The organism is Streptomyces sp. NPDC090108, from assembly GCF_044747185.1.
In the GTDB taxonomy this organism is placed as follows: Bacteria; Actinomycetota; Actinomycetes; order Streptomycetales; family Streptomycetaceae; genus Streptomyces.
On the sequence record NZ_JBIVDQ010000008.1, the window covers coordinates 386,504 to 411,520 of the forward strand.

Sequence of the window (25,017 nt, forward strand, 5' to 3'; positions counted from 1 at the left end):
TGGACGCCATGCACACCGCACCGCCAGACCCGCGCGACGCGCACCGCACGCACGAGACGCACCAGGCGCACGAGGCGCACGTCCCCGGGGACGGGGACGGGGACGGCCGTCCGGCGCCGCGGGCGGCCGTGGTCGTCATCGGGTACGACGACGCCGCCCACGTGGCCGACGCCGTGCGCTCGGCGCTCGCCCAGGGGGCGGCCGTCGGCGAGGTGATCGCCGTGGACGACTGCTCGACGGACGGCAGCGGCGCGCTGCTGGACCGCCTGGCCGCCGGCGAACCCCGGCTGCGGGTGGTGCGCCGGGACACCAACAGCGGTGGCTGCGGCACCCCGCGCAACACCGGGATCGACGCGGTGACGATGCCGTACGTGATGTTCCTGGACAGCGACGACGTGCTCCCGGCCGGTGCGGCGCGGGCGCTGCTGGACGCGGCGGAGGAGGAGCGCGCCGAGGTGGCGGGCGGTCTGTGCGTGCGCCGGGAGCTGCCCTCGGGACGCGAACAGCCGTGGCAGGCGGGCCTCTACGCGGCGCGCACCGTGCTGGAGTCCCCGTCCCGGCTGCCCCGGCTGGTCCACGACACGCTGTGCGTCAACAAGCTGTACCGGACCTCCTTCCTGCGCGAGCACGGCATCCGCTTCCCCGAAGGACGCTTCCTCTACGAGGACTTCGTGTTCACCGCGCGCGTGCTGGCCGCGCGGCCGCGCCTCGTGCTGATCCCGGACCGCGTGTACGTCTGGCACGTGCGCCGGTCCGCCGAGCGGCTGTCGCTCTCCCTGGACCGGGACGGCGTCGGGAACTGGGAGGCGCGCACGACGGCGTGCGCGGCGGCGTACGACGTCCTGCTCGGCTCCGGGCAGCGGGAGCTGGCGCGGGCCGCGCGGGCGAAGTTCCTCGACCACGAGCTGCGGATGTACGCCCGCGAACTGGGGCTGCGCGACACGCACCACCAGCGCGCGTGGTGGGCGCACACCCGCGCCCACCTGGCCGGTTACGACGACGCCGACTGGCGGCGGAACCCCACGGCTCCGGGACGGCTGCTCGGCCGGGTGGTGCTGGCGTCCCCCGAACCGTGCGACCTGCCCCGGCTGCGGGAGCTCGCGGCACGCCCCGCCCGCCTCCTGCCGCCGTACGCCCACGCCCCGGACGGCACGCCCGTCTGGTCGCGCGGCCTCCCGCAGGTCACCCTCGCCCCGTTCCTGACCCGGCCGCTGCCCGTGCTGCCCCTCGCGCTCGACGCGGAACTGCGCCCCCGTCTCCGCGGCACCCGCCTCACCGTGCGTCTGCACGAGCTGTACGGACGGGTGGCCGAGGCCGGGCCCCTGGAGGTGGAGGCGGAGTGGCGGCGCCGGGAGGACGGGCGCACGGCGCCGCGGACCCGGGCGGCCTTCGCCCCGCCGGGCGCCGACCCGTGGACCGCGGAGCTCCCGGTGGAGGTGGCCGCGGCCGGCGCCGGGACCTGGGACCTGTGGCTGACGGTGCGGTTCAAGGAGGGGGGCGAGCGCGTCGTCACCGCCCACGCGCGCACGGGCGCCGGACGGCTGCGCCGGTACGTCCTCCCGGACCCCCGGCACGGCGTGCTGCTGCTCCAGCCGTACGCCACCCACTCGGGCGCGCTGGCACTGCGCGTGGCCTCCGGGGCACGGGGAGTCATGACAGTCGCCCGCAACAGGCTCCGCCGCCTGCTTCACTGAGAACCGGCGGGTTCCGGCGACCACGGACCGGCCGACGACCGACTGACGAGGGGACGGCCGCACATGACCTGGCTGATCACCGGCGGCGCCGGATACATCGGGGCGCACGTCGTACGCGCGATGACCGAGGCGGGCGAGCGGGCGGTGGTCTACGACGACCTGTCCACGGGCCTGGCCGCGCGCGTGCCGCAGGAGGTCCCGCTGGTGGTCGGCTCCACCCTGGACGGCGCGAAGGTGGCGCGGACGCTCGCCGCGCACGAGGTGACCGGGGTCGTGCACCTCGCGGCGAAGAAGCAGGTGGGCGAGTCCGTGGACCTGCCGCTGCACTACTACCGGGAGAACGTGGAGGGCCTGCGCGTCCTGCTGGAGGCGGTGACGGCCGGCGGCGTGCGGTCCTTCGTGTTCTCGTCCTCCGCCGCGGTCTACGGCATGCCCGACGTGGACCTGGTCACGGAGGAGACGCCGTGCGTGCCGCTCTCCCCCTACGGCGAGACCAAACTGGCCGGCGAGTGGCTGGTCCGGGCGACGGGCCGGGCGGCCGGGCTCGCGACGGCCTCCCTGCGCTACTTCAACGTCGCGGGCGCGGCGACCCCGGCGCTGGCCGACACGGGGGTGTTCAACCTGGTCCCCATGGTCTTCGAGAAGCTGACCGAGGGCGCGGCCCCGCGTGTCTTCGGCGACGACTACCCCACCGCCGACGGCACCTGCGTCCGCGACTACATCCACGTCGTCGACCTCGCCGAGGCGCATGTCGCCGTCGCGCGGGCGCTGCGGTCGGCGCCGGGCAGCGATCTCACCCTCAACATCGGACGCGGCGAGGGGGTGTCGGTACGGGAGATGATCGACCACATCAACGCGGTGACCGGCTACGACCGCCCGCCCACGACGACTCCGCGTCGCCCCGGCGACCCGGCCCGCGTCGTGGCCTCCGCCGAACGCATCGCCGCCGAGCTGGGCTGGCGCGCCAAGTACGACGTCCAGGACATGATCACCTCAGCCTGGGAAGGCTGGACCCACCTCCACCCCTCAGCCGCCCGAACCTGACCCCACCGACACGAGACCCCCCAGCCCCCACCCCCCAAGGGGCACGAGGAACCGCGCAACCAGCCCCCGCTCCACCCACACCCCCAAGGGGCGCGAGGAACTGCGCGACCAGCCACGACGCACCCGCACTCAAAAACGCACCCCGGCCAAGCCCTTCCCAGGGGCGCAGGGAACCGCGCGACCAGCCCCGCTCCACCCACACCCCCAAGGGGCGCGAGGAACTGCGCGACCAGCCACCACGCACCCACACCCACAAACGCGCCTCAGCCAAGCCCTTCCCAGGGGCGCGGGGAACTGCGCGACCAGCCACCACGCACCGGCACCGGAACCCGCACCGGACCCCGCACGGGAACCCGCACACCCCCCCCGACCCCCCGGTCACAACGCCCTCAACGCCCCCGCCGTAGCCCGGACCAACTTCTCCAGATACCCCTTGGGCAACTTCGGCGACCGGATCACGACCGACCGCCAGTACAGCGGCCCGGAGATCAGATCGAGCGCGAGCTCGACATCGATCCCGGCCCGCACCTCCCCCCGCCGCTCCGCCGCCGCGACGATCCCGCTGGCGACCCCGTCCTGCCCGTCCCGCACCGCCTTCTGCAGCGCCTCCGCGATCTCGGGGTTACGGGCCGCCTCGGCCTGGAGGTCAGGGATGATCTGGGAGGCGACAGGGTGCCGCAGCGCACGGGAGCTGACCTCGTAGAGAAGGCGCAGATCGCCCTCCAGGGACCCCGTGTCCGGGACCGGGAAGCCCAGCACCGCCATCGCGGACACCACGTCCAGCACCAGGTGCAGCTTCGACCGCCACCGCCGGTACACCGCCGTCTTGCCGACGCCCGCCCGCCGCGCGATCCCCTCGATGGACATCCTCGCGTACCCGACGGCCGCCAGTTCCTCGAAGACGGCCGCGCGGATGGCCTCGGTCACGTCCTCCCGGAGCACGGCGGCTCCGGCGGGAGCCCGGCGGCGCGGACCCGCCGTCGATTCGTCGGCGTTGGTCGTCATGCCGACCAGCATAGGGCGTTACGACGAAACGGTTGCGTTCCGACGCTCCATGGGCCTAGTCTCACGTTGCGACGATACGGTCCCGTCCCGACGTAAGAGAACGTAAAGAGAAGCGTGCGCGAACGCCGGGCGACAGGGCCGGCCACGGCCGGCGGTGGCTCCGCGGGCCGCCGGCCGCGCATCACCCCCCTCCCCCGAGCGAAAGCAGCGGATGTGAGCCAGGTCCTCCACACACCGCCCCCGACCCAGGTCCCGGACGACGGCGACCTCGCGGCGCTGGCCGCCCGGCACGGCCTGACGGTCAGCGGGGCCCGCCCCTCCCTTCCGGAGTACATCCGTCAGCTGTGGCAGCGGCGCCACTTCATCACCGCGTTCGCCACCGCCAAGCTCACCGCCCAGTACAGCCAGGCGAAGCTCGGCCAGGTCTGGCAGGTCATGACCCCGCTGCTGAACGCCGCGGTCTACTACTTCATCTTCGGTGTGCTGCTCGGCACCAAGCGCGGTGTCCCGGACTACATCCCGTTCCTGGTTACGGGCGTTTTCATCTGGACGTTCACGCAGAGCTCGATCATGGCGGGCACCCGGGCCATCTCCGGCAACCTCGGCCTGGTCCGCGCCCTGCACTTCCCGCGCGCCGCCCTGCCGATCTCGTTCTGCCTCCAGCAGCTCCAGCAGCTGCTGTTCTCGATGGCCGCGCTGATCGTGATCCTGCTCTGCTTCGGCGTGCCGGTCTCCCTCTCCTGGCTGCTGGCGCTCCCGGCGCTGGTCCTGCAGTTCACGTTCAACGCGGGCGTGTCGATGATCATGGCGCGGATGGGCGCCAAGACCCCCGACATCGCCCAGCTGATGCCGTTCGTGCTGCGCACCTGGATGTACGTCTCCGGTGTGATGTGGAGCGTCGCCAAGCTCACCAAGCAGGACCACCTGCCGCACTTCGTGACGGTGGCGCTGGAGACCAACCCGGCCGCGGTCTACATCGACCTCATGCGGTTCGCGCTGATCGACAGCTTCCACGCCCACCAGCTGCCCCCGCACGTGTGGGCGGCGGCGGTCGGCTGGTCCCTGCTCGCCGGCGTCGGCGGCTTCATCTACTTCTGGAAGGCTGAGGAGACCTACGGCCGTGGCTGAGCAGACCCCCCTTCAGACCCCCCTGAACCCCGTGCAGGGCACGACGGCCCCGACCGTCGTCGCCGACCGGGTCGACATCGTCTACCGCGTCAACGGCACCGGCGGCGGCCGCGGTTCCGCCACCGCCGCCCTCAACCGCATCATGCGCCGCGAGAAGGCGGAGAAGGCGGCCGGCGTGCGCCGGGTGCACGCGGTGAAGAAGGTGTCGTTCGTCGCCTACAAGGGCGAGGCCATCGGCCTCATCGGCACCAACGGCTCCGGCAAGTCGACCCTGCTCAAGGCGGTCGCCGGCCTGCTCCCCGTGGAGAACGGCCACATCTACACCGACGGCCAGCCCTCGCTGCTCGGCGTGAACGCCGCGATGATGAACGACCTCACCGGCGAGCGCAACGTCCACCTCGGCGGTCTCGCCATGGGCATGTCCCGCGAGCAGGTCAAGGAGCGCTACCAGGAGATCGTCGACTTCTCGGGGATCAACGAGAAGGGCGACTTCATCACCCTGCCGATGCGCACCTACTCCTCCGGCATGGCGGCCCGCCTGCGCTTCTCCATCGCCGCCGCCAAGGACCACGACGTCCTGCTCATCGACGAGGCCCTGGCGACCGGCGACCGCTCCTTCCAGAAGCGGTCCGAGGAGCGCATCCGCGAGCTGCGCCGGCACGCGGGCACCGTGTTCCTGGTCAGCCACAACAACAAGTCGATCCGCGACACCTGCGAGCGGGTGCTGTGGCTGGAGCGCGGCGAGCTGCGCATGGACGGCCCGACCGAGGACGTCATGAAGGAGTACGAGGCCTTCACCGGCGACAAGAGCGACCGTACGGCGAAGAAGCCGGCCGCCGGCAAGGCCGGTTCGTAGGCCGCCCGGGGCCCCGACCCCGGCTCCTTCCGATGGTTTGCCCGTTCAGGCGTGGTTATCCCTTTCATCCGTCTAGTGACAGTATGTTAAGAAAGGTGCCCCTGAGCGGTCGAGCCGAAGGAGACCCCCGCGATGCCCCACCTCAGCGTGATCGTCTACGGGCCGAACACCCAGGGGTATCTGAACGAACTGCTCGGCTCGCTGGAGACGCGCCCGCTCCCCGACACCGAGGTGATCGTCGCCGCGGTCGGCGAGTGGGCGCGGGAGACGGCCGAGGGGCACGCGCCCGAGACGGTCGTCGTGCCCCTGCCCGAGGGCACGGGTGACGCGGCGGCACGGGCGGCGGGCGCGGCCCGTGCCTCCGGCCGCTGGCTGCACTTCGTACGCGCCAAGGACGGCCTGCCGGCGGGGGCGCCCCGGCTGATCGCCGAACGGACCGCCGAACTCGGCGACACGGCCGACGTGCTCCTCCTGGACCACGTCACCAGCACCTGGCAGACGGCCGCCGCCCCCTCCCGCGACGGCCGTCTCCTCGCCGGTGCGGGCCGCACCGATCTCGCCCTCGCCGACGCCGCCGACCTGCTGCGTCTCACCCCGCTGCTCGGCACCCGCGTCCTGCGCGCCGCGTTCTGGCGGGCCCAGCAGGAGCACCTCGGCACCGACGACGAGCCCCGGGCCGCCCAGGCGGCCCTGCTGCGCGCCGGCCGTGTCGCCTGCCTGAACCAGGTGGCGTACGACCACCGCACGCTGCGCCCGCAGAGCCTGCCGCCCCCTGCCGCCGCGGACCGGCTGGCGCTCGTCGGGCGTCACGAGTCGCTGCTGGCGCTCGCCGCGGACCGCCGCGCCGTCCACGCGGTGCTGTACGAGCTGATGGTCCGCGACCTGATCCGCACCTTCGCCCGCGAGGAGATGCCCGAGGCGGTGGCCCGGGAATTCTTCCGCCGCGCCTCGCTGGCCGCGGTGCGCCACCGCCCCGAGGGCCACCGGCGCCCGGCCGGTCTGGAGGGCGTCCGCCACGCGCTCCTCGAAGAGGGGGCCTACGCCCGGTACCGCGCCTTCCAGGCCGTCAACCACACCCGCCGCGCCGCCAGGAAGGCCGTGCGCACCCGCAAGCGCAGGATCGGCGCGAAGCTGCGCGACCAGCGCTACCGCAGGGCGCTCGACCGCCCGGTCGACCCGGAGCTGGCGGTGTTCGCCGCCTACTGGGACCGCGGGGTCGCCTGCAACCCGGCCGCGGTCGCCGCGAAGCTCGCCGAACTCGCCCCGCACATCCGCCGGGTGTGGGTGGTGAGCAAGGCCAACGCGGCCCTGCTGCCCCCCGGCACCGACCACGTGATCCCCGGCACCCCCCGCTACTGGGAGACGCTGGCCACCGCCAGATACCTGACGAACAACGTCAACTTCCCGAACGCGGTGGTCAAACGGCCCGGCGCGATCCACCTCCAGACCCACCACGGCACCCCCCTCAAGCGCATGGGCCTGGACCAGATGGCCCACCCGGCCGCCGCCAAGGGCATGGACTTCGCCGCCCTGATGAACCGCGTCGACAAGTGGGACTACAGCGTCAGCGCCAACAGCCACTCCACCCGCATGTGGGAGCGTGCCTACCCGGCCCGGTTCACCTCCCTCGACCACGGCTATCCGCGCAACGACGTCTTCTACACCGCCACGGCCGCCGACGTGCGCGCCGCCCGCGAGCGCCTCGGCATCGCCCCGGGCCGCAGAGCCGTCCTCTACGCCCCCACCCACCGCGACTACGAGGCCGGCTTCACCCCGCGCATCGACCTCGCCGCCCTCTCCGACCGGCTCGGCGAGGACACCGTGCTCCTGGTCCGCGCCCACTACTTCTACGGCGGCGCGGCCTCCCCGCTGACCGGTCTGCGCCGCTCCGGCAGGATCGTCGACGTCTCCTCCTACGACCCCGTCGAGGAACTGTGCCTGGCCGCCGACGCGCTGGTCACGGACTACTCGTCGATCATGTTCGACTACGCCAACCTCGACCGCCCGATCGTGATCCACGCCGACGACTGGGAGACGTACCGCACCACCCGGGGCGTCTACTTCGACCTGATGGCCGAGGCGCCGGGCCCGGTCGCCCGCACCCAGGAGGAACTCACGGAGATCCTCACCTCCGGTGCCTGGCACGACGAGAACGCGGCGAAGGCACGGGCCGCCTTCCGGGCCCGGTTCTGCGAGTACGACGACGGCCGCGCGGCCGAACGGGTCGTACGGCGCGTGTTCCTCGGCGAGCCCGAACGGGCGCTGCCCCCGGTCCTCCCGCTGGACGCCCGCACCCCCGCCCCGACCCCCGAGGAGGCCGGCGCATGACGACCCCCGACGTCACCGTCACGGTCATCGTCTACAACGACGCCGCCCGGCTGCCCCGCGCGGTCGCCTCGCTGCGCGCCCAGACCCACGCGGACATCGAGATCGTCATCAGCGACGACCACTCCACGGACGGCACGCCCGAGGTGGCCCGGAAGCTGGCGGCCCAGGACCCGCGCATCCGCTACCTGCGTCTGCCGGAGAACAGCGGCGGCTGCAGCGCGCCGCGCAACCGGGCCATCGAGATCGCGCGGGCGCCGTACCTGATGTTCCTGGACAGCGACGACGAACTCCCGCCGCGCGCGGTGGAGTCGCTGCTGGCCGCGCACCGCGAGCGCGAGGTCGACTTCACCATGGGCGCGGTGCGCCGGGTCCGGGTGGACAACGGGCGCCGCTCGACCTGGATGCCGCACCTGGTCTCCGAACGCCGCACCCTGGAGGGCATCGCGGCGGACCCGCGGCTGCTGTTCGAGCACCTGTCGACCAGCAAGATGTACGCCCGCGCGTTCCTGGACCGCCACCGGCTCCGCTTCCCCGAGGGCATCCACTACGAGGACCAGCTCTTCTCGGCGCAGGCCTACTGCCTGGCGGAGGCGTTCACGATCGTCCCGGACCACGTGTACACCTGGTACATCGAGCCGTTCGCCGCCGCCGCGTCGGCCTCCATCTCCAACCAGCGGCACAAGGTCTCCAACGTCCGCGACCGGGTGCACGTGCAGCGCCTGATCGACGAGTTCCTCACCGGCAGCGGGCACGAGGCGCTGCGCGAGGACAAGGACTACAAGTTCCTCAAGCACGACTTCCGGATGTACGCGGGCGATCTGCCCTACCGGGACGACGACTGGCTCGAAGCCTTCGCCGAGATCATGAACCCGTACCTGGAGACCCTCGCGGACGGCGCGTACGCCCGGCTGCCGCGCCCGGAACGGGTGGTCCTCCAGCTCCTGCGCGACGGCCGCCTCGCCGACGCCCGGCTCGCGGCGCGGGGCCTCGGGCACCCGGTGGCGCCGCGGCGGGTCAGCGCCGACGGCACGGGCGCGACGTTCTGGGGCGACAGCGTCCCGTCCTCGGAGCGGGCGCGCCGCGAACTGGACGTCTCCGACCTGGAGCTCGACACCCGGCCGTTCCCCCTCGCGCACTTCCGGCACGAGATCACCGGCCTCGACCGCGGGCCCGGTGCCTCGGTGCACCTCGCGGTGCGCACCTACGACCCCGGTCTGCGGCTGCCCGTCGGCCCCCAGCGGGCGGCCCTCCTGCTGGCCCCGGGGCGGCGCCGGATGACGGTCCCCTTCCGCCTGGACCCGGTGCGCCCCGGTGTCTTCGAGGGGCGGGTCCGGCTGGACCTGTCGGCCGCGCGGCTCTCCCTCCAGGGCTTCGACGGCGTCCGGCATCCCGTGCTGCGCCTGGAGCAGCAGGGCCTCGCCCACTCCGGGCTGCTGCTGGCCCCCCTCGGCTTCCCCGCCGCCACGGCCCGCGTCGACTACCGCTCCGGCGCCCTCCCCCACGACGTCACCGTCGAGCCGGAGGGCCGCAACCCCGGGCGCCTGCAGATCCGCTGGCGTCCGGTCGGCGTGACGGCCCGGCTGATCCGCCCGGTGGTCCGCAAGGTGGACCGCCCCAAGGTGCGCAACGCGGTCCGGCTGGCGGCGGGCGTCCTGAAATAGCGGCGCCCCCCGTCCCGGCGGGGATCAGCGTCTGACCTCGTACAGGGTCTGGCCGGCGGGGCCGCCCGTCACCCGGCGCAGCCAGGGGTCGGGGGCCACCGCCGTGCCGACGACCCACTGGACCCCGTACTCGCGGATCATGGCCCAGCGTCCGTCCGCCGAGGTGCCCGGCCCGAAGTACCGGGCGACCGCCGCGTCCCGCCGCCCCTGGTCCGGCAGGAACACGTCGGGATAGCCGGGGGCCACGGTGTACGGCCCGTAGGCCGGGATCTGCCGGGACGGCAGCGTGCGGGCCATCACCACGTCCCCGTACTTCACCCAGGGCGTGATCCACTGGTAACCGCCCCACGGCGGCCGGTACTTGGCGGCGACGACGGCGGGGAGCGCGTCCCTGCCGACGGCGTACCCGAGCGTCCCCGCCTGGGCCCACGCCCCCACCGCCAGCGCGGCGCCCAGCGCGCACGCCCAGCCCGTCCGCACGGCCCGCCCGCCCGCCGGGACGGTCTCCAGCGCGGCCGCGAGCTGAGCCGGGATCAGCACGGCGGGCAGCGCGCGGCCCCACGAGTAGTGGCCCGTCGCTCCGCCCGCGGCGACCACGAGCAGGCCGAGGAGGAAGAAGAGGACGAGGGGGTCGCGGCGGTCGCGGCGCAGGCGCAGGGCCAGTGCCGCCACCCCCAGCAGGGCCAGCCCGAAGCGGCCGGCGAGGTGCGTGTACAGCGACCGGTGGATGGCCTCGAGATCCGCGCCGGCGGAGAAGAGCGCGAAGAAGTCGTAGTACGGCCAGAGCGCCAGCAGCACCACGCCCATGACCAGCGCGCCGCCGACGCGGAGCAGCACCCGGCGGTCCGGCCGCGCGGAGATCACGACGGCCAGCGCGCCCAGGGTGGCGACCACGCCCGTGAACTGGTGGCACAGCAGGACGAGCGCCCACAGCAGCCCCAGGCGCAGCCACACCCCCCAGTCGTCCGCCGCGCGCTCCGCGTCCGCCGCGCCCTCCCCCGTCGCCGCGCCTGCCTCGCGCAGCACCCGTGTCAGCCACGCCCAGAGGTGGAAGGACAGGCCGAGGGCGAACACGCTCGGGTACGACACCGTCAGCGCGAGCGAGTTGAGGCCGAGGAAGCCGCTCCAGTTGAACAGCACCGGCCCCCACAGGAGGACCAGGCACAGGAACGCGAGCGCGGGCGCGACGGGCCGGGCGCTCAGCGTGCGGACGTACCGCCGGACGCCGGTGACCAGCAGCGCGAGACCGGCGAGCGCGCCGATCCGCAGCACGACGAACACCGACAGACCGGTGAGCTTGGCGACGCAGCCGAGCACCAGCATCCAGGGCGAGTAGTACGGGCTCGGTGTGTCGACGTCGACCAGCGGATTGCCGGGATGCAGCAGATCGTGCCGCAGCCGCTGCACGGTCGCCGCGTGCATGCCCAGATCACCCGCCCAGGGCAGCCGCACGATCACCAGGAGCATCAGCACCAGCACCAGCGCCGCCGCGGCCCGTGGCAGTGCCCGGACGACGCCGGCCGGGCCGGGCAGTGCGGCGCGCGTCCCGCGGGAACACCCAACTGTCACAGCGCAGACCCTATCCGAAACGGGATGAATCGCCGGAAAAGGTCAATTGCCGTTTCACCGGACAGAGCGAGGGCGCCCCGGACCGTGACCGGTCCGGGGCGCCCCTCATTCCGGTGCCGCTAGGAATGCGTGCGCAGCAGCGTCCGCATCGTCCGCATCGCCACCGACAGGTTGGCGAGGTCGAAGGTCTCCGAACCGCGGATCTCCTCCAGGGTGGCGCGCGCCCGGCCGAGGATCGCGCTGTTCTTCTCCTGCCAGTCGGCGAAGCGCTGCTCGGGCGTCGAGCCGCCGTTGCCGACCGCGAGGACGTCCGCGGTCAGCGCGGCCTGGGCCGCGTACAGGTCCTCGCGGATGGAGGCGCGGGCCATCGACTGCCAGCGGTCCGAGCGGGGCAGCTCCAGGATGCGGTCCATCAGCTCGGTGATGCCGAGGCGGTCGGCGAGGTCGTAGTACACCTCGGCGACGTCCAGCGGCTCCTTGCCCATGCGGTCGGCCACCGAGACGATGTCGAGCGCCGGGAAGGCGGAGGAGAAACCGGCGACGCGGGTGGCGAGCTCGGCCGGGACACCGGCCTCGGACAGCTCGTCGTACACGTGCTGGTACCACTCCAGGTCCACACCGCGCAGCAGCTTGGGCATCTGCTGCCACACCTGCTCGACCCGCTCCGCGAAGAACTCGACGGTCTCGGCGAGCTGGAGCGGCTGCGGCCGGTTGTTGAGCAGCCAGCGCGTGCCGCGCTCCACCAGACGGCGCGAGTGCAGCCGGATCCGGGTCTGGACGGCCGCCTCGACCGTGTTGTCCAGCTCCTCGACCGCGTCCCACACCGGGGCGGCGGAGAAGATCACGCGGGCCGCGGTCTGGGCGCGGACGATCTCCTCCAGCGAGGCACCGGTCTCCTCGCGCAGACGGTGCAGGTACGTCGTACCGCCCGTGTTGACCGTGTCGTTGACCAGCACGGTCGTGGTGATCTCACGGCGCAGCGGGTGGCTGTCGACGGCCTCGGTGAAGCGCTCGCGCAGCGCCGTCGGGAAGTAGGCGTGCAGCAGACCCCGCAGGTACGGGTCGTCCGGCAGCGAGGTGGCCAGCAGCTCCTCGGCGACCGTGATCTTCGTGTACGCCAGCAGCACGGCCGTCTCCGGGCTGGTGAGGCCCTGGCCCTGGTTCAGCCGCTCACGGATCTGGCGGTCGGCCGGCAGGAACTCCAGCGCCCGGTCCAGGTGGCCCTCGTGGACCAGGTGGCGGATGAACCGCTGCTGCGCGTGCAGCATGTCGTTGGACTGGGCGAGGGCGTTGGCCAGCGCCGTGTTCTGCGCGTAGTTGTTGCGCAGGACCAGCGCGCCGACCTCGTCGGTCATCTCGGCGAGCAGCTTGTTGCGCTGCTTGACGGTCATGTCGCCTTCCGTGACCAGACCGTTGAGCAGGATCTTGATGTTCACCTCGTGGTCGGAGGTGTCCACGCCGGCGCTGTTGTCGATCGCGTCGGTGTTGATCTTCCCGCCGTGCGTGGCGAACTCGATGCGGCCGAGCTGGGTCAGGCCCAGGTTGCCGCCCTCGCCGACGACCTTGACGCGCAGGTCGGCGCCGTCGACGCGGATGGCGTCGTTGGCCTTGTCGCCGACGTCGGCGTCGGTCTCCGCCGACGACTTCACGTAGGTGCCGATGCCGCCGTTCCAGAGCAGGTCCACCGGGGCCTGGAGGATCGCCTTCATCAGGTCGGCCGGGGTCATCTTGGAGATCTTCTCCTCGATGCCCAGCGCCTCACGGATGTGGTGGTTCAGCGGGATCGCCTTGGCGCTGCGCGGGAAGATCCCACCGCCCGCCGACAGCAGCGAGGTGTCGTAGTCGGCCCAGCTGGAGCGGGGCAGTTCGAACAGGCGGCGGCGCTCGGCGTAGCCGGTGGCCGCGTCCGGGTTCGGGTCGATGAAGATGTGCCGGTGGTCGAAGGCGGCGACCAGGCGGATGTGCTCGGAGAGCAGCATGCCGTTGCCGAACACGTCACCGGACATGTCGCCGATGCCGACGACCGTGAAGTCCTCGCTCTGCGTGTCCACGCCCAGCTCGCGGAAGTGCCGCTTCACGGACTCCCAGGCACCGCGGGCGGTGATGCCCATGCCCTTGTGGTCGTAGCCGGCCGAACCGCCGGAGGCGAAGGCGTCGCCCAGCCAGAAGTCGTACGACTCGGCGACCCCGTTGGCGATGTCCGAGAACGTCGCCGTGCCCTTGTCGGCCGCGACCACCAGGTAGGTGTCGTCGCCGTCGTGCCGCACCACGTCCCGCGGCGGCACGACCTCGCCGGCCACCATGTTGTCGGTGATGTCGAGCAGGGCCGAGATGAACGTCTTGTAGCTCGCGATGCCCTCGGCCAGCCACGCGTCCCGGTCCACGCCCGGGTCCGGCAGCTGCTTGGCGACGAAGCCGCCCTTGGCGCCGACCGGCACGATGACGGTGTTCTTCACCATCTGCGCCTTGACCAGGCCGAGGATCTCGGTGCGGAAGTCCTCACGCCGGTCCGACCAGCGCAGGCCGCCGCGCGCGACCTTGCCGAAGCGCAGGTGCACGCCCTCGACGCGGGGCGAGTACACCCAGATCTCGTACGCCGGGCGCGGCGCGGGCAGGTCCGGAATGGCCTGCGGGTCGAACTTCATCGACACGTAGGCGTGCGGGCCGCCGCCCTGCGACTCCTGGAAGAAGTTGGTGCGCAGGGTCGCCTTGATGACGGTCAGGAAGGAGCGCAGGATGCGGTCCTCGTCCAGGCTCGCGACCTGGTCGAGCGCGGCGTCGAGCTCCTCCAGCAGCGCGTCGGTGATCTCCAGGCCGGCCTGCTGCCGCTCCGGGGACATCCGCGCCTCGAACAGCGAGACCAGCAGCCGGGTGGTGTGGACGTTGTTGCGGAGGGTGTCCTCCATGTAGTCCTGGCTGAAGGTGGAACCGGCCTGGCGCAGGTACTTGGCGTAGGCGCGCAGCACCATCGCCTGCCGCCAGGTCAGCCCGGCGCTGAGCACGAGGGAGTTGAAGCCGTCGTTCTCCGCCTTGCCGGTCCAGGTCGCGGCGAACGCCTCCTGGAACCGCTCGCGGCCGTCCTCGCCGAGGTAGTCGCCGTTGCCGCCGGCCGACGGCTTGGGCATGCGCAGCCCGAAGTCGTAGATCCACGCGGTCGTGCGGTCCGAGCGGCGCAGCTCGTACGGCCGCTCGTCGATCACCTCGACGCCGAGCCGGTTGAGGACCGGCAGCACGGCCGACAGGGAGACGGCGCCGCCCTTGCGGTAGATCTTGAAGCGGCGCTCGTCGGGAGCGGCGCCGACCGGCTCGTACAGGCTGAGGGCGAAGTCGTTGCCCTCCTCGTCGCTGAGCCGGTCCAGGTGGACCAGGTCGGCGACGGCCGCACGCGGGGTGTGGTCGGCCTTGTAGCCCTCGGGGAAGCCGCCGCCGTAGCGGCGCAGCAGCTCGGCCGCGCGCTCCTCGCCGCACTCGGCGGTGAGCGCCTCGGCGAAACCGTCGGCCCAGGAGCGGGCGGCCTCGACCAGGCGGGCCTCGATGCGCTCCTTGTCGGTGTCCGACAGCTCGGGCAGCTCGGTGCCGGCGGGGACCCGCACGACGAAGTGCAGCCGGGACAGGATCGACTCGGTGTTCCAGGCGGTGAAGTCGACGCTGATGCCGCCGAGCTCCTCCTTCAGGATGTCGATGATCCGCAGCCGGACCCCGGTGGTGTAGCGGTCACGGGGCAGGTAGACGAGGGCCGAGTAGTAGCGGCCGTACTCGTCCTGGCGCAGGTACAGCCGCAGCCGGCGGCGCTCCTGGAGGTACAGGACGCTGGTCGCGATGGGCTGCAGCTCGACCGGCGAGGTCTGGAACAGCTCGTCGCGCGGGTAGGTCTCCAGGATCTGGAGCAGGTCGCGGCCGTCGTGGCTGTCGGGGGAGAACCCGGCGAGCTCCAGGACCTCCTCGACCTTGCGGCGGATGACGGGCACGCGGCGCACCGACTCGGTGTACGCGGCGGAGGAGAACAGGCCGAGGAAGCGGCGCTCGCCGACGACGTTGCCGTCCGCGTCGAACTTCTTGACGCCGACGTAGTCCAGGTAGGACGGCCGGTGCACGGTGGCCCGGCTGTTGGCCTTGGTCAGCACGAGCAGCTTGTGCTCGCGGGCCTTGGCGCGGGCGTCCGCCGGCAGCCGCTCGAAGGAGGCGCTGACGGGGTGCTGGTCGTCCAGGGAGTGGTGCGGGTCCGAGCGCAGTATGCCGAGACCGGTGCCGGGCACGGCGGCCAGGCAGTCGTCGCCGCGCAGCTCGTACTCGCGGTAGCCGAGGAAGGTGAAGTGGTCGGTGGACAGCCAGCGCAGCAGCTCGCGGGCCTCCTCGACCTCGGCCGCGGGCAGGTCCGCGGGCCGGGGCTCCGCCGGCAGGCCGTCGGCGATCCGGACCGCCGCGTCCCGCATCTTCTCCCAGTCCTCGACGGCCTCGCGGACGTCGGACAGGACGCGCAGCAGGTCGGCGGTGATCTGCTTCAGGTCGGCGCGGTCCGTCTCCCGGTCGATCTCGACGTGGATCCAGGACTCGATGTGCGCGTCGTGCGGGAGCTCACCGGTGGGCCGGTGCGGCAGGACCTCGATCAGCTTGCCGGTCAGGTCCCGGCGGACGACGAACTGCGGGTGGATGACGACATGGATGCCGCGTCCCTGCCGGGTCAGCTCGTTGGTCACCGAGTCGACGAGGAACGGCATGTCGTCGGTGACGACCTCGACCAGGGTGTGGCTGGAGGTCCAGCCGTTCTCCTCCACGGTCGGGGTGTGCACCCGGACGTTGGCGGTGCCCTGGGGGCGGTTCTCCGCGAGACGGTAGTGCGAGACCGCGGCGCCGAAGACGTCGACCGGGTCGCGGTCGGTGAGGTCCTCGGGCGCGGTGTGCAGGTAGTAACGCCGGAGGAACGCGAGCACGGAGTCGCTGTCGGGGGTGCCGCCGGTGCCCTCGCTCGTCGTCCCAGTCGGTAGGTGCCCCCCGACCGGGCTGTTCTCAGCTACCCGGGCGGCCCGATCGAGCAGCTCGGCCTTGGCTTCGTCCAGCTTGGTCTGCATTGTCCTCTGGCTCCTGTCGCGCGCCGTTGCGAGACGTAGAAGGAAGTACGGAGTCTTCCCCTCCGGCATGACGCCACGGCCCGGGGTGTCCGGTCGGTTCCGACGCTATGCCGCGAGGTGAGATGAGCGGTGGGATTTCGGCCAATGTCGACGTATCCGCCGGACACGGCGCCGGGATCGGCGCTGCCGGGTCCCGGACCGCCCTCGGCGTACCGGGGGCTTCGGCGCCCCCGTCCCGCCCGCGAGGACCAGCGACCGCCGCCCGGTCACGGAGGTACTCCGTGCAACCCGGGCGCAGGGCAGGAGCGGAAGCGCCCCCGCGAGATATCGCGCTGATCACGCCACAAGGCTATCGCTCCTCACCCCGGGCACGTCATGAGCCGTATGTGTACAAAACCGGGGGGTGAAGTTTGACGTTCTGCACAGGGGTGGGCCGGGGCCCTGTGGCGTATCCGGTGAGGCCGGCGGGGGGAGTGCGCGGCGTACGGATGGCGCGCGGCCGCTCGCGCGTACGAGCCGGGGCGGGAACGGTGCCGGGTTTCGGACACACGGGCGCGGGCGTGCGCATGGGTCGCGCCGGGGCATCGGGGGTCGCACCCTGAAAGCGACGGGCCCTCTTGGCAAGCGCGTCACGGCGAGGCACGTTGCCCGGGACAGCGCCCGTCCCCCGCGGAGGGGCCGTGCCCGCGCAGGAGGAACGACATGCCCGCGAAGATCCTCATCATCACCGGCGACGCAGCGGAGTCCCTGGAGGTCCTGTACCCCTACCAGCGTCTGCGCGAGGAGGGCTACGACGTCGACATCGCGGCCCCCACCCGCAAGACGCTGCGCTTCGTCGTGCACGACTTCGAGCCCGGATTCGACACCTACACCGAGAAGCCGGGCTACACCTGGCCCGCCGACCTGGCCTTCTCCGAGGTCGACCCCGGGGAGTACGCGGCCCTCGTCATCCCCGGCGGCAGGGCGCCCGAGTACCTGCGCAACGACCTCGAACTGCGCAAGATCCTCAAGGCCTTCTTCGACGCCGACAAGCCGGTCGCCCAGATCTGCCACGGTCCGCTGCTCACCGCCGCGATCGACGGCCTGCGCGGACGCCGGGTCACCGCCTATCCGGCCCTGGAGCTCGACATGCAGGCGGCCGGGGCGCACTTCGACGACGCCGAGGCCGTCGTGGACGGCACCCTGGTGTCGGCCCGGGCGTGGCCGGATCACCCCGCCTGGATGCGCGAGTTCCTGAAGGTCCTGCGGACGAAGGCCCCGGCGGACTGACCACCGCGGCGACGGCCGGGCCGGCGGTCCGCCGACGGGCCCGGGCGGGCGTGGCCCGACCCCGGCGTGACGTGGCCCGGCAGGGGCCGCGTCACGCCCCGCCCGCCCGCGCTACGCCGACACCCGGTGAGCCTCGGCCACCGCCTCGGCCAGGGTGTCCACCACCGGCACGCCCGCCTTCTCCAGGCTGGCCCGGCTGTGGGAGCCCCCGGTGTACAGCACGGCCCGCGCCCCCACGTGCAGCGCGGCCACCGCGTCGTCCGCGGCGTCGCCGATCACCACGGTCCGCTCGGCCTCGACCGCCCCGGTGAGCGCCGTCAGCGCCTCCAGGTGCCGGACCATGTGCTCGGCCTTGCTGCCCCCGGACGGCCCCGTGCGCCCGTCGACCCGGAGGAACTGGCTCTCGATCCCGAAGCCGCGCACGAGCGGCACCAGCTCCTCGTGCCCGTACATGCTCAGCAGCGACTGGCTGTGCCCGGCCGAACGCCACTGCGCGAGCAGATCCGCGGCCCCCTCGGTCAGCCCGCACCGCACCCGGTGCGTGGCGTAGTGCCGGTGGAAGGCGCCGTCCATCCGCTCCCACTCGGCCTCGGACGGCAGGCGGCCCAGCAGCCGCTCGTAGAACCTGGGCACCGGTACGCAGTACAGCGTCCGGTACTGCTCCAGCGTGATCGGTGTCAGCCCCAGCTCGGCGAAGGCCGCGTTCGTCGCCCCGATGATCGCGTCATTGTCGTGGAACAGGGTTCCGTTCCAGTCCCAGACGATGTGCGCGCGTCCGTGCTTCCCCATGCCCGAAACCGTACCCGCCCCCACCGACAACAGCGGAGATGGCCGAATAACAGCAGGTCAGCCGAGGTCGGACGGGAACGGGCGAGGCCAGGTCACGCCGGGCGAGGCCGCGCGGGGACGGGCGGAGTCAGGTCACGCCGGACGAGGTCAGGTCACGCCGGGCGGGGACGGGCGAGGTCAGGCGAGCCGGACCAGGCCGGGGATCTCCTGCGTGGCGTACCACAGCAGCTCGTGGTCCTCGGTCTCGTCGACGAGGAACTGCGCGTCGTCGTCGCCGCCGTCGGCCGCCTCCAGCGCCCCCGCCGCCGCGGTGACGTCCTCCTCGGCGTCGTCCGCGTCGGCGTGCACCGCGGCCGCCTTGGCGAGCGGCAGCGCGCCGGCCACCGTCACCTCGCCGGGACCGCGGGAACCGTCACCGCTGTCAGGGCCCGCGGAGACGGCACCGTCGGGCACGTCGGCGGCGACCACGATCCGCCGCCGCACCGCGTCGGGGTCGGCCGCCAGCAGCCGCAGCGAGGCCAGGGCGGCGCGGCCGAGCGCCGCGTACTCCAGCTCCTCGATGTCGTCGGAGACGAACCACTCGCGCAGCGCGGGCGTGACCGCGTACGCCGTGAAGGGTCCGCTCCCCAGCTCACCGGTCCTGTACGCCTCGGCGAGACCGGGGAGGGTCAGGGGGACGTAGACGCGCATGGCTGGCCGCTCTTTCCTGGTCACCGACGGGCCTTCAGGATACGTGCGGCCGTCCCCTTTCGGGTTCCCGGCCGCTGTCCCGCCGGCGTCCACCCCGCACCCCTCGGTTCACCCGGTGCCGCCCCGCGCTCCCGGGGATTCCGCGGCCCCGCGTCACCCGGATAAGTGAACCTCCCCGGCCCCGCGGCTCCGGCCCCGTCCTCCTTGCCGTCCCGGTCGCGGCCCCCGTACAAGATCCCCACCAGCGAGTTACCGCCCGGTATCGACCGGGCCAGCCGAACGGGGACCCCATGAACAAGGTCATGAGCCGCACGCCCCTGTCACCGCCGCGCCCGCGCCACCGCCCGCCGACCCGCCACGACCCGCGCCGGCCCGGCGGCGCCCCGCCCCGGACGCCCGTCCGGGGCCGGACCGGGCCGGCGGCCGCCCCCGCGGGCGCCCGTACGCCCCTCTCGGCGCCGACCGCGGCCGCGGCGGACCTGCGACCCACCGATCTGTTCGCCGACCGCCTGCTGGCCGTTCTGAGCGGTCAGCGCCCCGTGCACTGGATGCTCCGGTACACCGCGGGCCGCGCCTACGACGACCTCGCCCGCCTCGCCGAGCACAGCCCCCTGCGCACCCGCGGCCCCCGCCCCGTGGTCCGCGACATCGGCTACTACGTCCCGGCCGCGGGCGCCCTGGAGGTCTTCGCCCGCATCGCCGCCGGCGGCCGGCTGCGCGCCATGGCCTTCCGCCTCGAACAGGGCCCCGACCTGCGCTGGCGCTGCACAGCGGTGGAACTGGCCCCGAGGAATCCCTGAACCGCCCGGCACGCGCACCCCGCACACACGCCGAAGGGCCGGGCCCCCGAAGGGAGACCCGGCCCTGTCACGGCGCAGGCGCCGCGGCCGACTACTTCTTGCGGCGGCGGCCGCCCTTGGCCTGACGGCGGCGCTCGGCCCGCGTCAGTCCGTCGGCCTCGGAGCGGACGGGCTCGTCGTCCTCGAGGTCGCGCTCCAGGATGCCGCCCTCACCATCGACGGTGGGCGCGGAGAAGTGCAGGTCACGCCGCTGCGGAACGTCCAGACCCTTGGCCCGGATCTCCGGCCGCGCACCGGCCTGCGCCGGGACCGTGTCCTGGACGCCCTCGGAGACCGGCTCGGCCTCCTCGACCGGCACCTCCTCGACCTGCTGCTCGACCTGGACCTCCAGGTTGAACAGGTAGCCGACGGACTCCTCCTTGATGCCCTCCATCATGGCGGTGAACATGTCGAAGCCCTCGCGCTGGTACTCGACCAGCGGGTCCTTCTGGGCCATCGCGCGCAGGCCGATGCCCTCCTGGAGGTAGTCCATCTCGTAGAGGTGCTCGCGCCACTTGCGGTCGAGGACCGACAGCACGACCCGGCGCTCCAGCTCACGCATGATCTCGGAGCCGAGCTGCGCCTCACGGGACTCGTACTGCGCGCGGATGTCGTCCTTGATGGACTCGGAGATGAAGTCGTCCGTCAGACCGGCACGGTCGCCGGCGGCCTCCTCCAGCTCCTCGATGGTCACCCGCACCGGGTAGAGCTGCCGGAAGGCGCCCCACAGCCGGTCCAGGTCCCAGTCCTCGGCGAAGCCGTCGGCGGTCTCGGCGGTCACGTACGCGTCGATCGTGTCGTCCATGAAGTGCTGCACCTGCTCGTGCAGGTCCTCGCCCTCCAGGACCCGGCGGCGCTCGCCGTAGATGACCTCGCGCTGGCGGTTGAGGACCTCGTCGTACTTCAGGACGTTCTTGCGGGTCTCGAAGTTCTGCTGCTCGACCTGCGACTGCGCGGACGCGATCGCGCGGGTCACCATCTTGTTCTCGATCGGCACGTCGTCCGGCACGTTGGCCATGGCCATCACGCGCTCGACCATCGCGGCCTTGAACAGACGCATCAGGTCGTCGCCCAGCGACAGGTAGAAGCGGGACTCGCCCGGGTCGCCCTGACGGCCGGAACGGCCGCGCAGCTGGTTGTCGATACGACGGGACTCGTGCCGCTCGGTGCCGAGGACGTAGAGGCCGCCGATCTCCTCGACCTCCTCCTTCTCCGCCTTGACCGCCTGCTCGGCGTTGGCCATGGCGGCGGGCAGCGCCGCGGCCCACTCCTCGATGTGCTCCTCGGGGTCGAGGCCGCGCTGGCGCAGCTCCGCCTCGGCGAGGTCCTCGGGGTTGCCGCCGAGCTTGATGTCCGTACCGCGGCCGGCCATGTTGGTGGCGACGGTGACGGCGCCCCTGCGGCCGGCCTGGGCGACGATCGACGCCTCACGCTCGTGGTGCTTGGCGTTGAGCACCTCGTGCTGGATGCCGCGCTTGCTGAGCTGCTGCGAGAGGTACTCGGACTTCTCGACCGACGTGGTGCCGACGAGGATCGGCTGGCCCTTCTCGTGCTTCTCGGCGATGTCGTCGACGACCGCCTCGAACTTGGCCACCTCGGTGCGGTAGATCAGGTCGGACTGGTCCTTGCGGACCATCGGCTTGTTGGTCGGGATCGGGACGACGCCGAGCTTGTAGATCTGGTGGAACTCGGCGGCCTCGGTCATCGCCGTACCGGTCATGCCGGAGAGCTTGCCGTAGAGGCGGAAGAAGTTCTGCAGGGTGATCGTGGCGAGCGTCTGGTTCTCGTCCTTGATGTCCACCCCTTCCTTCGCCTCGATCGCCTGGTGCATGCCCTCGTTGTAGCGGCGGCCGGCGAGGATACGGCCGGTGTGCTCGTCGACGATCATGACCTCGCCGTCGATGACGACGTAGTCCTTGTCCTTCTTGAAGAGTTCCTTGGCCTTGATGGCGTTGTTCAGATAACCCACGAGCGGGGTGTTCACCGACTCGTAGAGGTTGTCGATGCCCAGCCAGTCCTCGACCTTGGCGACGCCGGCCTCGTGGATGGCGACCGTGCGCTTCTTCTCGTCGACGTCGTAGTCGCCGGTCTCCTCGAGACCCTTGAGGGGGTTGCCCGCCTCGCCCTTCTTCAGGCGCGTGACCAGCTTGGCGAAGTCGCCGTACCACTTGGTGGCCTGGTCCGCGGGGCCGGAGATGATCAGCGGCGTACGGGCCTCGTCGACCAGGATGGAGTCGACCTCGTCGACGACGGCGAAGTTGTGGCCGCGCTGGACGAGCTCGTCCTGGGCCCACGCCATGTTGTCGCGCAGGTAGTCGAAGCCGAACTCGTTGTTCGTGCCGTAGGTGATGTCGCACTCGTACTGCTCGCGGCGCTGGGCCGGCGTCATGTTGGCCAGGATGCAGCCGACGCTCAGGCCGAGGAACCGGTGAACGCGGCCCATCATCTCGGAGTCGCGCTCGGCCAGGTAGTCGTTGACCGTGATGAGGTGGACGCCGTCGCCGGACAGGGCGTTGAGGTACGCGGGCAGGGTGCCGACGAGGGTCTTGCCCTCACCGGTCTTCATCTCGGCCACGTAGCCGAGGTGGAGGGCGGCGCCACCCATCAGCTGCACGTCGTAGTGACGCTGGCCGAGGACGCGCTTGGCGGCCTCGCGGACGGTGGCGAAGGCCTCAGGGAGCAGGTCGTCCAGGCTCTCACCGTCGGCGTACCGCTGCTTGTACTCATCGGTGAGGGCACGCAGCTCGGCGTCGGAGAGGTCGACGAAGTCCTCTTCGATGGAGTTGACCTGGTCCGCGATGCGGTGCAGCTTGCGCAGGATCTTGCCTTCGCCTGCACGCATGATCTTCGAGAGGACGGACACGGGGGCTGGTCTCCTTGCCGGTCGGGCCTGGGACGGTCGGTTTTGCGTCTGACTTGACTGAGCAACGGCCATCGTATGCGAGGACCCGGCCGCGCCGGGAGGCCTGTCGCCCCGAGGACCGCCTCTGCCTGGACAACGCGCGGCCCCCGCGGATGGTGCCGCACGGGCACGAGGAATTGCGCGAAATGTGATCACCCGCTCACGGATGACGAAAAGCCATGGCGGCGCGCGGCCCGCGCGAGCAGAATCGGCCGATGGAACCCGTCACCCTGACCACCGGCCGTCTCCGCCTGCGCACCGTCGGCCCGTACGACGCCGAGGCGGTGTACGCGGCCGCCCAGGATCCCGACATGCAGCGCTGGATCCCCGCCTTCCCCTCCCCCTATCTGCGCGAGCACGCGGAGGCGTTCACCGGTCAGCTGGTGCCGGAGGGCTGGGCGAACGACTCGACCTACACCTTCGGGGTCTTCCTGCCCGGAGGAGAGCTGGCGGGCATGCTGAGCGTGATGATGCGTGCGCTCGGGGTCGGCGAGGTCGGCTTCTGGGCCGCCAAGGAGCACCGCGGCCACGGCTACATCACCGAGGCCACGCTGGCCGCGGCCCGCTGGGCCTTCACCGAGCTGTCCATGGACCGGCTGGAATGGCGCGCCGAGGCCGGCAACCTCCCCTCCCGCGCGGTGGCCGAACGCGCCGGTTTCGTCTTCGAGGGCACCTTCCGTTCGGCCCTCAACAACAACGGCGTGCGAAGGGACTGCTGGGTGGCCTCCCTGCTCCCCTCCGACCTGGAGCTGCCGTCCACGGCGCCGTACCTGCCCGCGCGCGTCTGAGAGCCGGGGGCGTCTGGGGGCCCGGCTGCGGGGGCGGGGGGCGCGTGGCGGGCCTGGCGCGCGGGGGCGGGAAGCCAGCGCCGGGACGCGGCCTGTTCCGCGGTCCGTTCCGCGGTCCGGAGGGAAACCGCAGCTCACAGCATGCTGTCAGTGGGGCCGTCTAGGGTCCGTCCATGACCACCCTTCCGCGCCCCGCACTCGACCTCACCGCGGACGACGCCCGCCGTATCGCCCTGCGGGCCCAGGGCTTCCTCGGTGTGCCCGACCGGCGGGCCGGTGTCCGAGGGGTCCTGCGCCGTCTCGGCGCGGTCCAGCTCGACACCATCTCGGTGCTCGCCCGCTCCCACGAGCTGATCCCGTACGCGCGCCTGGGCGCGGTCGGCCGCAAGGAAGTGGAGTCCGCCTACTGGCAGGCCCCCTCCGCCGGCACGCCCGCGGCCCGTCCGCACGCCTTCGAGTACTGGTCGCACGCCGCGTGCATCCTCCCGGTCGAGGAATGGCCCCACTTCGCCTTCCGCCGCCGCGCCTACCGCACCCGCCCGCACTGGAACCACCAGCTGCCCGACGGCGCGTACGACCAGGTCGTCAAGCAGCTGCGCGCGGAAGGCCCGCTGACGGCGACCCAGTTGGGCGGCGCGAAGAAGACCAGCGAGTGGTGGGACTGGTCGGGCACCAAGGTCGCGGTGGAGCGGGCCCTGATGTACGGGGAGGTGGTGTGCGTCGAGCGCCGCGGCTGGAAGCGGGTGTACGACCTCGCCGAGCGCGCCGTCCCGGCCCCGCTGCTGCACGACGAGCTGGACGACACCGAATGCCTGCGCCGCCTGGTCCGGCTGGCCGGCGAGGCGCTGGGGGTCGGCACCCGCGCGGACATCGCCGACTACCACCGCCTGAAGGGCGAACAGGTGGACGCGGTGATCGCCGACTCGGGGCTGGTGCCCGTCGAGGTCGAGGGCTGGGGCCGGCCCGCCTGGGCCGATCCGGCCGCCCTGGCGGCCCCGCCGCGCGGCCGGCACCGGACCACGCTGCTCTCCCCGTTCGACTCGCTGATCTGGGACCGGGCCCGCACGGAGCGGATCTTCGGCTTCACCCACCGGCTGGAGGCCTACGTCCCCAAGCCGAAGCGGGTGTACGGCTATTTCGCGATGCCGGTGCTGGCGGGCGGCGCGCTGGTCGGCCGCGTCGACCCGGCCCGCGAGGGCGGCACCCTGGTGGCCCGGCAGGTCACCCTGGACGGCCCGAAGGCCGTCCCCGCGGTCGCCCAGGCGCTGCTGGAGGCGGCGGCCTGGGTGAACTGCACGGACGTCCGCGTGGAGCGCGTGGACGCGCCCGGCCTCCGCGAGCCCCTCACCAGGGAACTCGCCCGCGCCCTGGGCTAGCGAGCGCCTC

16 protein-coding genes are annotated in these 25,017 nt (G+C 72.5%); 10 read left to right on the plus strand and 6 right to left on the minus strand.

Translation table 11 applies throughout. The features are described from left to right. The first annotated feature begins 8 nt into the window (after window positions 1-8). Together ACIPRD_RS28055 and galE are read left to right on the plus strand one after the other, a co-directional pair. Window positions 9-1,694: a glycosyltransferase family 2 protein gene (locus tag ACIPRD_RS28055; protein WP_401566971.1), complete on the plus strand. Its 1,686-nt coding sequence runs from the start codon at window positions 9-11 to the stop codon at window positions 1,692-1,694. A 63-nt stretch (window positions 1,695-1,757) separates the two neighbouring features. Next, a complete protein-coding gene (gene galE / locus ACIPRD_RS28060) occupies window positions 1,758-2,738 on the plus strand; it encodes a UDP-glucose 4-epimerase GalE (RefSeq protein ID WP_356396572.1) in 981 nt (326 codons plus the stop codon). Between the two features lie 378 nt (window positions 2,739-3,116). Here the strand turns inward: galE and ACIPRD_RS28065 are convergent, their stop codons facing one another. Then, window positions 3,117-3,755, minus strand: coding sequence for a TetR/AcrR family transcriptional regulator (locus tag ACIPRD_RS28065; RefSeq protein ID WP_401566975.1), 639 nt, complete (start codon window positions 3,753-3,755; stop codon window positions 3,117-3,119). A gap of 201 nt (window positions 3,756-3,956) precedes the next feature. On the opposite strand from ACIPRD_RS28065, the gene ACIPRD_RS28070 reads away from it, so the two are divergent. From ACIPRD_RS28070 to ACIPRD_RS28085, 4 genes are all read left to right on the plus strand, one after another. Continuing rightward, on the plus strand, window positions 3,957-4,871 hold the full coding sequence (locus ACIPRD_RS28070; protein WP_356396567.1) for an ABC transporter permease: 915 nt from the start codon (window positions 3,957-3,959) through the stop codon (window positions 4,869-4,871). Then, window positions 4,864-5,727: an ABC transporter ATP-binding protein gene (locus ACIPRD_RS28075; protein ID WP_401566978.1), complete on the plus strand. Its 864-nt coding sequence runs from the start codon at window positions 4,864-4,866 to the stop codon at window positions 5,725-5,727. The genes ACIPRD_RS28070 and ACIPRD_RS28075 overlap by 8 nt, the downstream gene beginning before the upstream one ends. Before the next feature lie 132 nt (window positions 5,728-5,859). After that, a complete protein-coding gene (locus ACIPRD_RS28080) occupies window positions 5,860-8,055 on the plus strand; it encodes a CDP-glycerol glycerophosphotransferase family protein (protein ID WP_401566981.1) in 2,196 nt (731 codons plus the stop codon). Continuing rightward, window positions 8,052-9,716, plus strand: coding sequence for a glycosyltransferase (locus ACIPRD_RS28085; protein WP_401566984.1), 1,665 nt, complete (start codon window positions 8,052-8,054; stop codon window positions 9,714-9,716). The genes ACIPRD_RS28080 and ACIPRD_RS28085 overlap by 4 nt, the downstream gene beginning before the upstream one ends. A gap of 24 nt (window positions 9,717-9,740) precedes the next feature. On the opposite strand, the gene ACIPRD_RS28090 is transcribed toward ACIPRD_RS28085, so the two are convergent. Continuing rightward, window positions 9,741-11,183 (minus strand): hypothetical protein, encoded by a 1,443-nt coding sequence (locus tag ACIPRD_RS28090; RefSeq protein ID WP_401567067.1) that lies wholly within the window; start codon window positions 11,181-11,183, stop codon window positions 9,741-9,743. A gap of 221 nt (window positions 11,184-11,404) precedes the next feature. Beyond that, window positions 11,405-16,354 carry an NAD-glutamate dehydrogenase gene (locus tag ACIPRD_RS28095; protein ID WP_401566987.1) on the minus strand — a complete coding sequence of 1,650 codons (4,950 nt, stop codon included), beginning with the start codon at window positions 16,352-16,354 and terminating at the stop codon, window positions 11,405-11,407. Between the two features lie 702 nt (window positions 16,355-17,056). On the opposite strand from ACIPRD_RS28095, the gene ACIPRD_RS28100 reads away from it, so the two are divergent. After that, window positions 17,057-17,623: a DJ-1/PfpI family protein gene (locus tag ACIPRD_RS28100; RefSeq protein ID WP_356396556.1), complete on the plus strand. Its 567-nt coding sequence runs from the start codon at window positions 17,057-17,059 to the stop codon at window positions 17,621-17,623. A gap of 111 nt (window positions 17,624-17,734) precedes the next feature. On the opposite strand, the gene ACIPRD_RS28105 is transcribed toward ACIPRD_RS28100, so the two are convergent. Together ACIPRD_RS28105 and ACIPRD_RS28110 are read right to left on the minus strand one after the other, a co-directional pair. Continuing rightward, entirely contained in the window at window positions 17,735-18,412 is a 678-nt protein-coding gene (locus ACIPRD_RS28105) for a haloacid dehalogenase-like hydrolase (RefSeq protein ID WP_356396554.1), read from the minus strand. 177 nt (window positions 18,413-18,589) lie between these two features. After that, entirely contained in the window at window positions 18,590-19,102 is a 513-nt protein-coding gene (locus tag ACIPRD_RS28110) for a DUF6912 family protein (protein ID WP_401566989.1), read from the minus strand. 290 nt (window positions 19,103-19,392) lie between these two features. Between ACIPRD_RS28110 and ACIPRD_RS28115 the strand changes: the two genes are divergently transcribed. Continuing rightward, window positions 19,393-19,902, plus strand: coding sequence for an Rv3235 family protein (locus ACIPRD_RS28115; protein ID WP_401566992.1), 510 nt, complete (start codon window positions 19,393-19,395; stop codon window positions 19,900-19,902). A gap of 91 nt (window positions 19,903-19,993) precedes the next feature. Here the strand turns inward: ACIPRD_RS28115 and secA are convergent, their stop codons facing one another. Continuing rightward, a complete protein-coding gene (secA, locus tag ACIPRD_RS28120) occupies window positions 19,994-22,804 on the minus strand; it encodes a preprotein translocase subunit SecA (protein WP_356396547.1) in 2,811 nt (936 codons plus the stop codon). 254 nt (window positions 22,805-23,058) lie between these two features. Here secA and ACIPRD_RS28125 point away from each other — a divergent pair, with 254 nt between their 5' ends. Further along, a complete protein-coding gene (locus ACIPRD_RS28125) occupies window positions 23,059-23,631 on the plus strand; it encodes a GNAT family N-acetyltransferase (protein ID WP_356396545.1) in 573 nt (190 codons plus the stop codon). 173 nt (window positions 23,632-23,804) lie between these two features. Continuing rightward, window positions 23,805-25,007: a winged helix-turn-helix domain-containing protein gene (locus ACIPRD_RS28130; RefSeq protein WP_401566996.1), complete on the plus strand. Its 1,203-nt coding sequence runs from the start codon at window positions 23,805-23,807 to the stop codon at window positions 25,005-25,007. Window positions 25,008-25,017 lie beyond the last annotated feature (10 nt).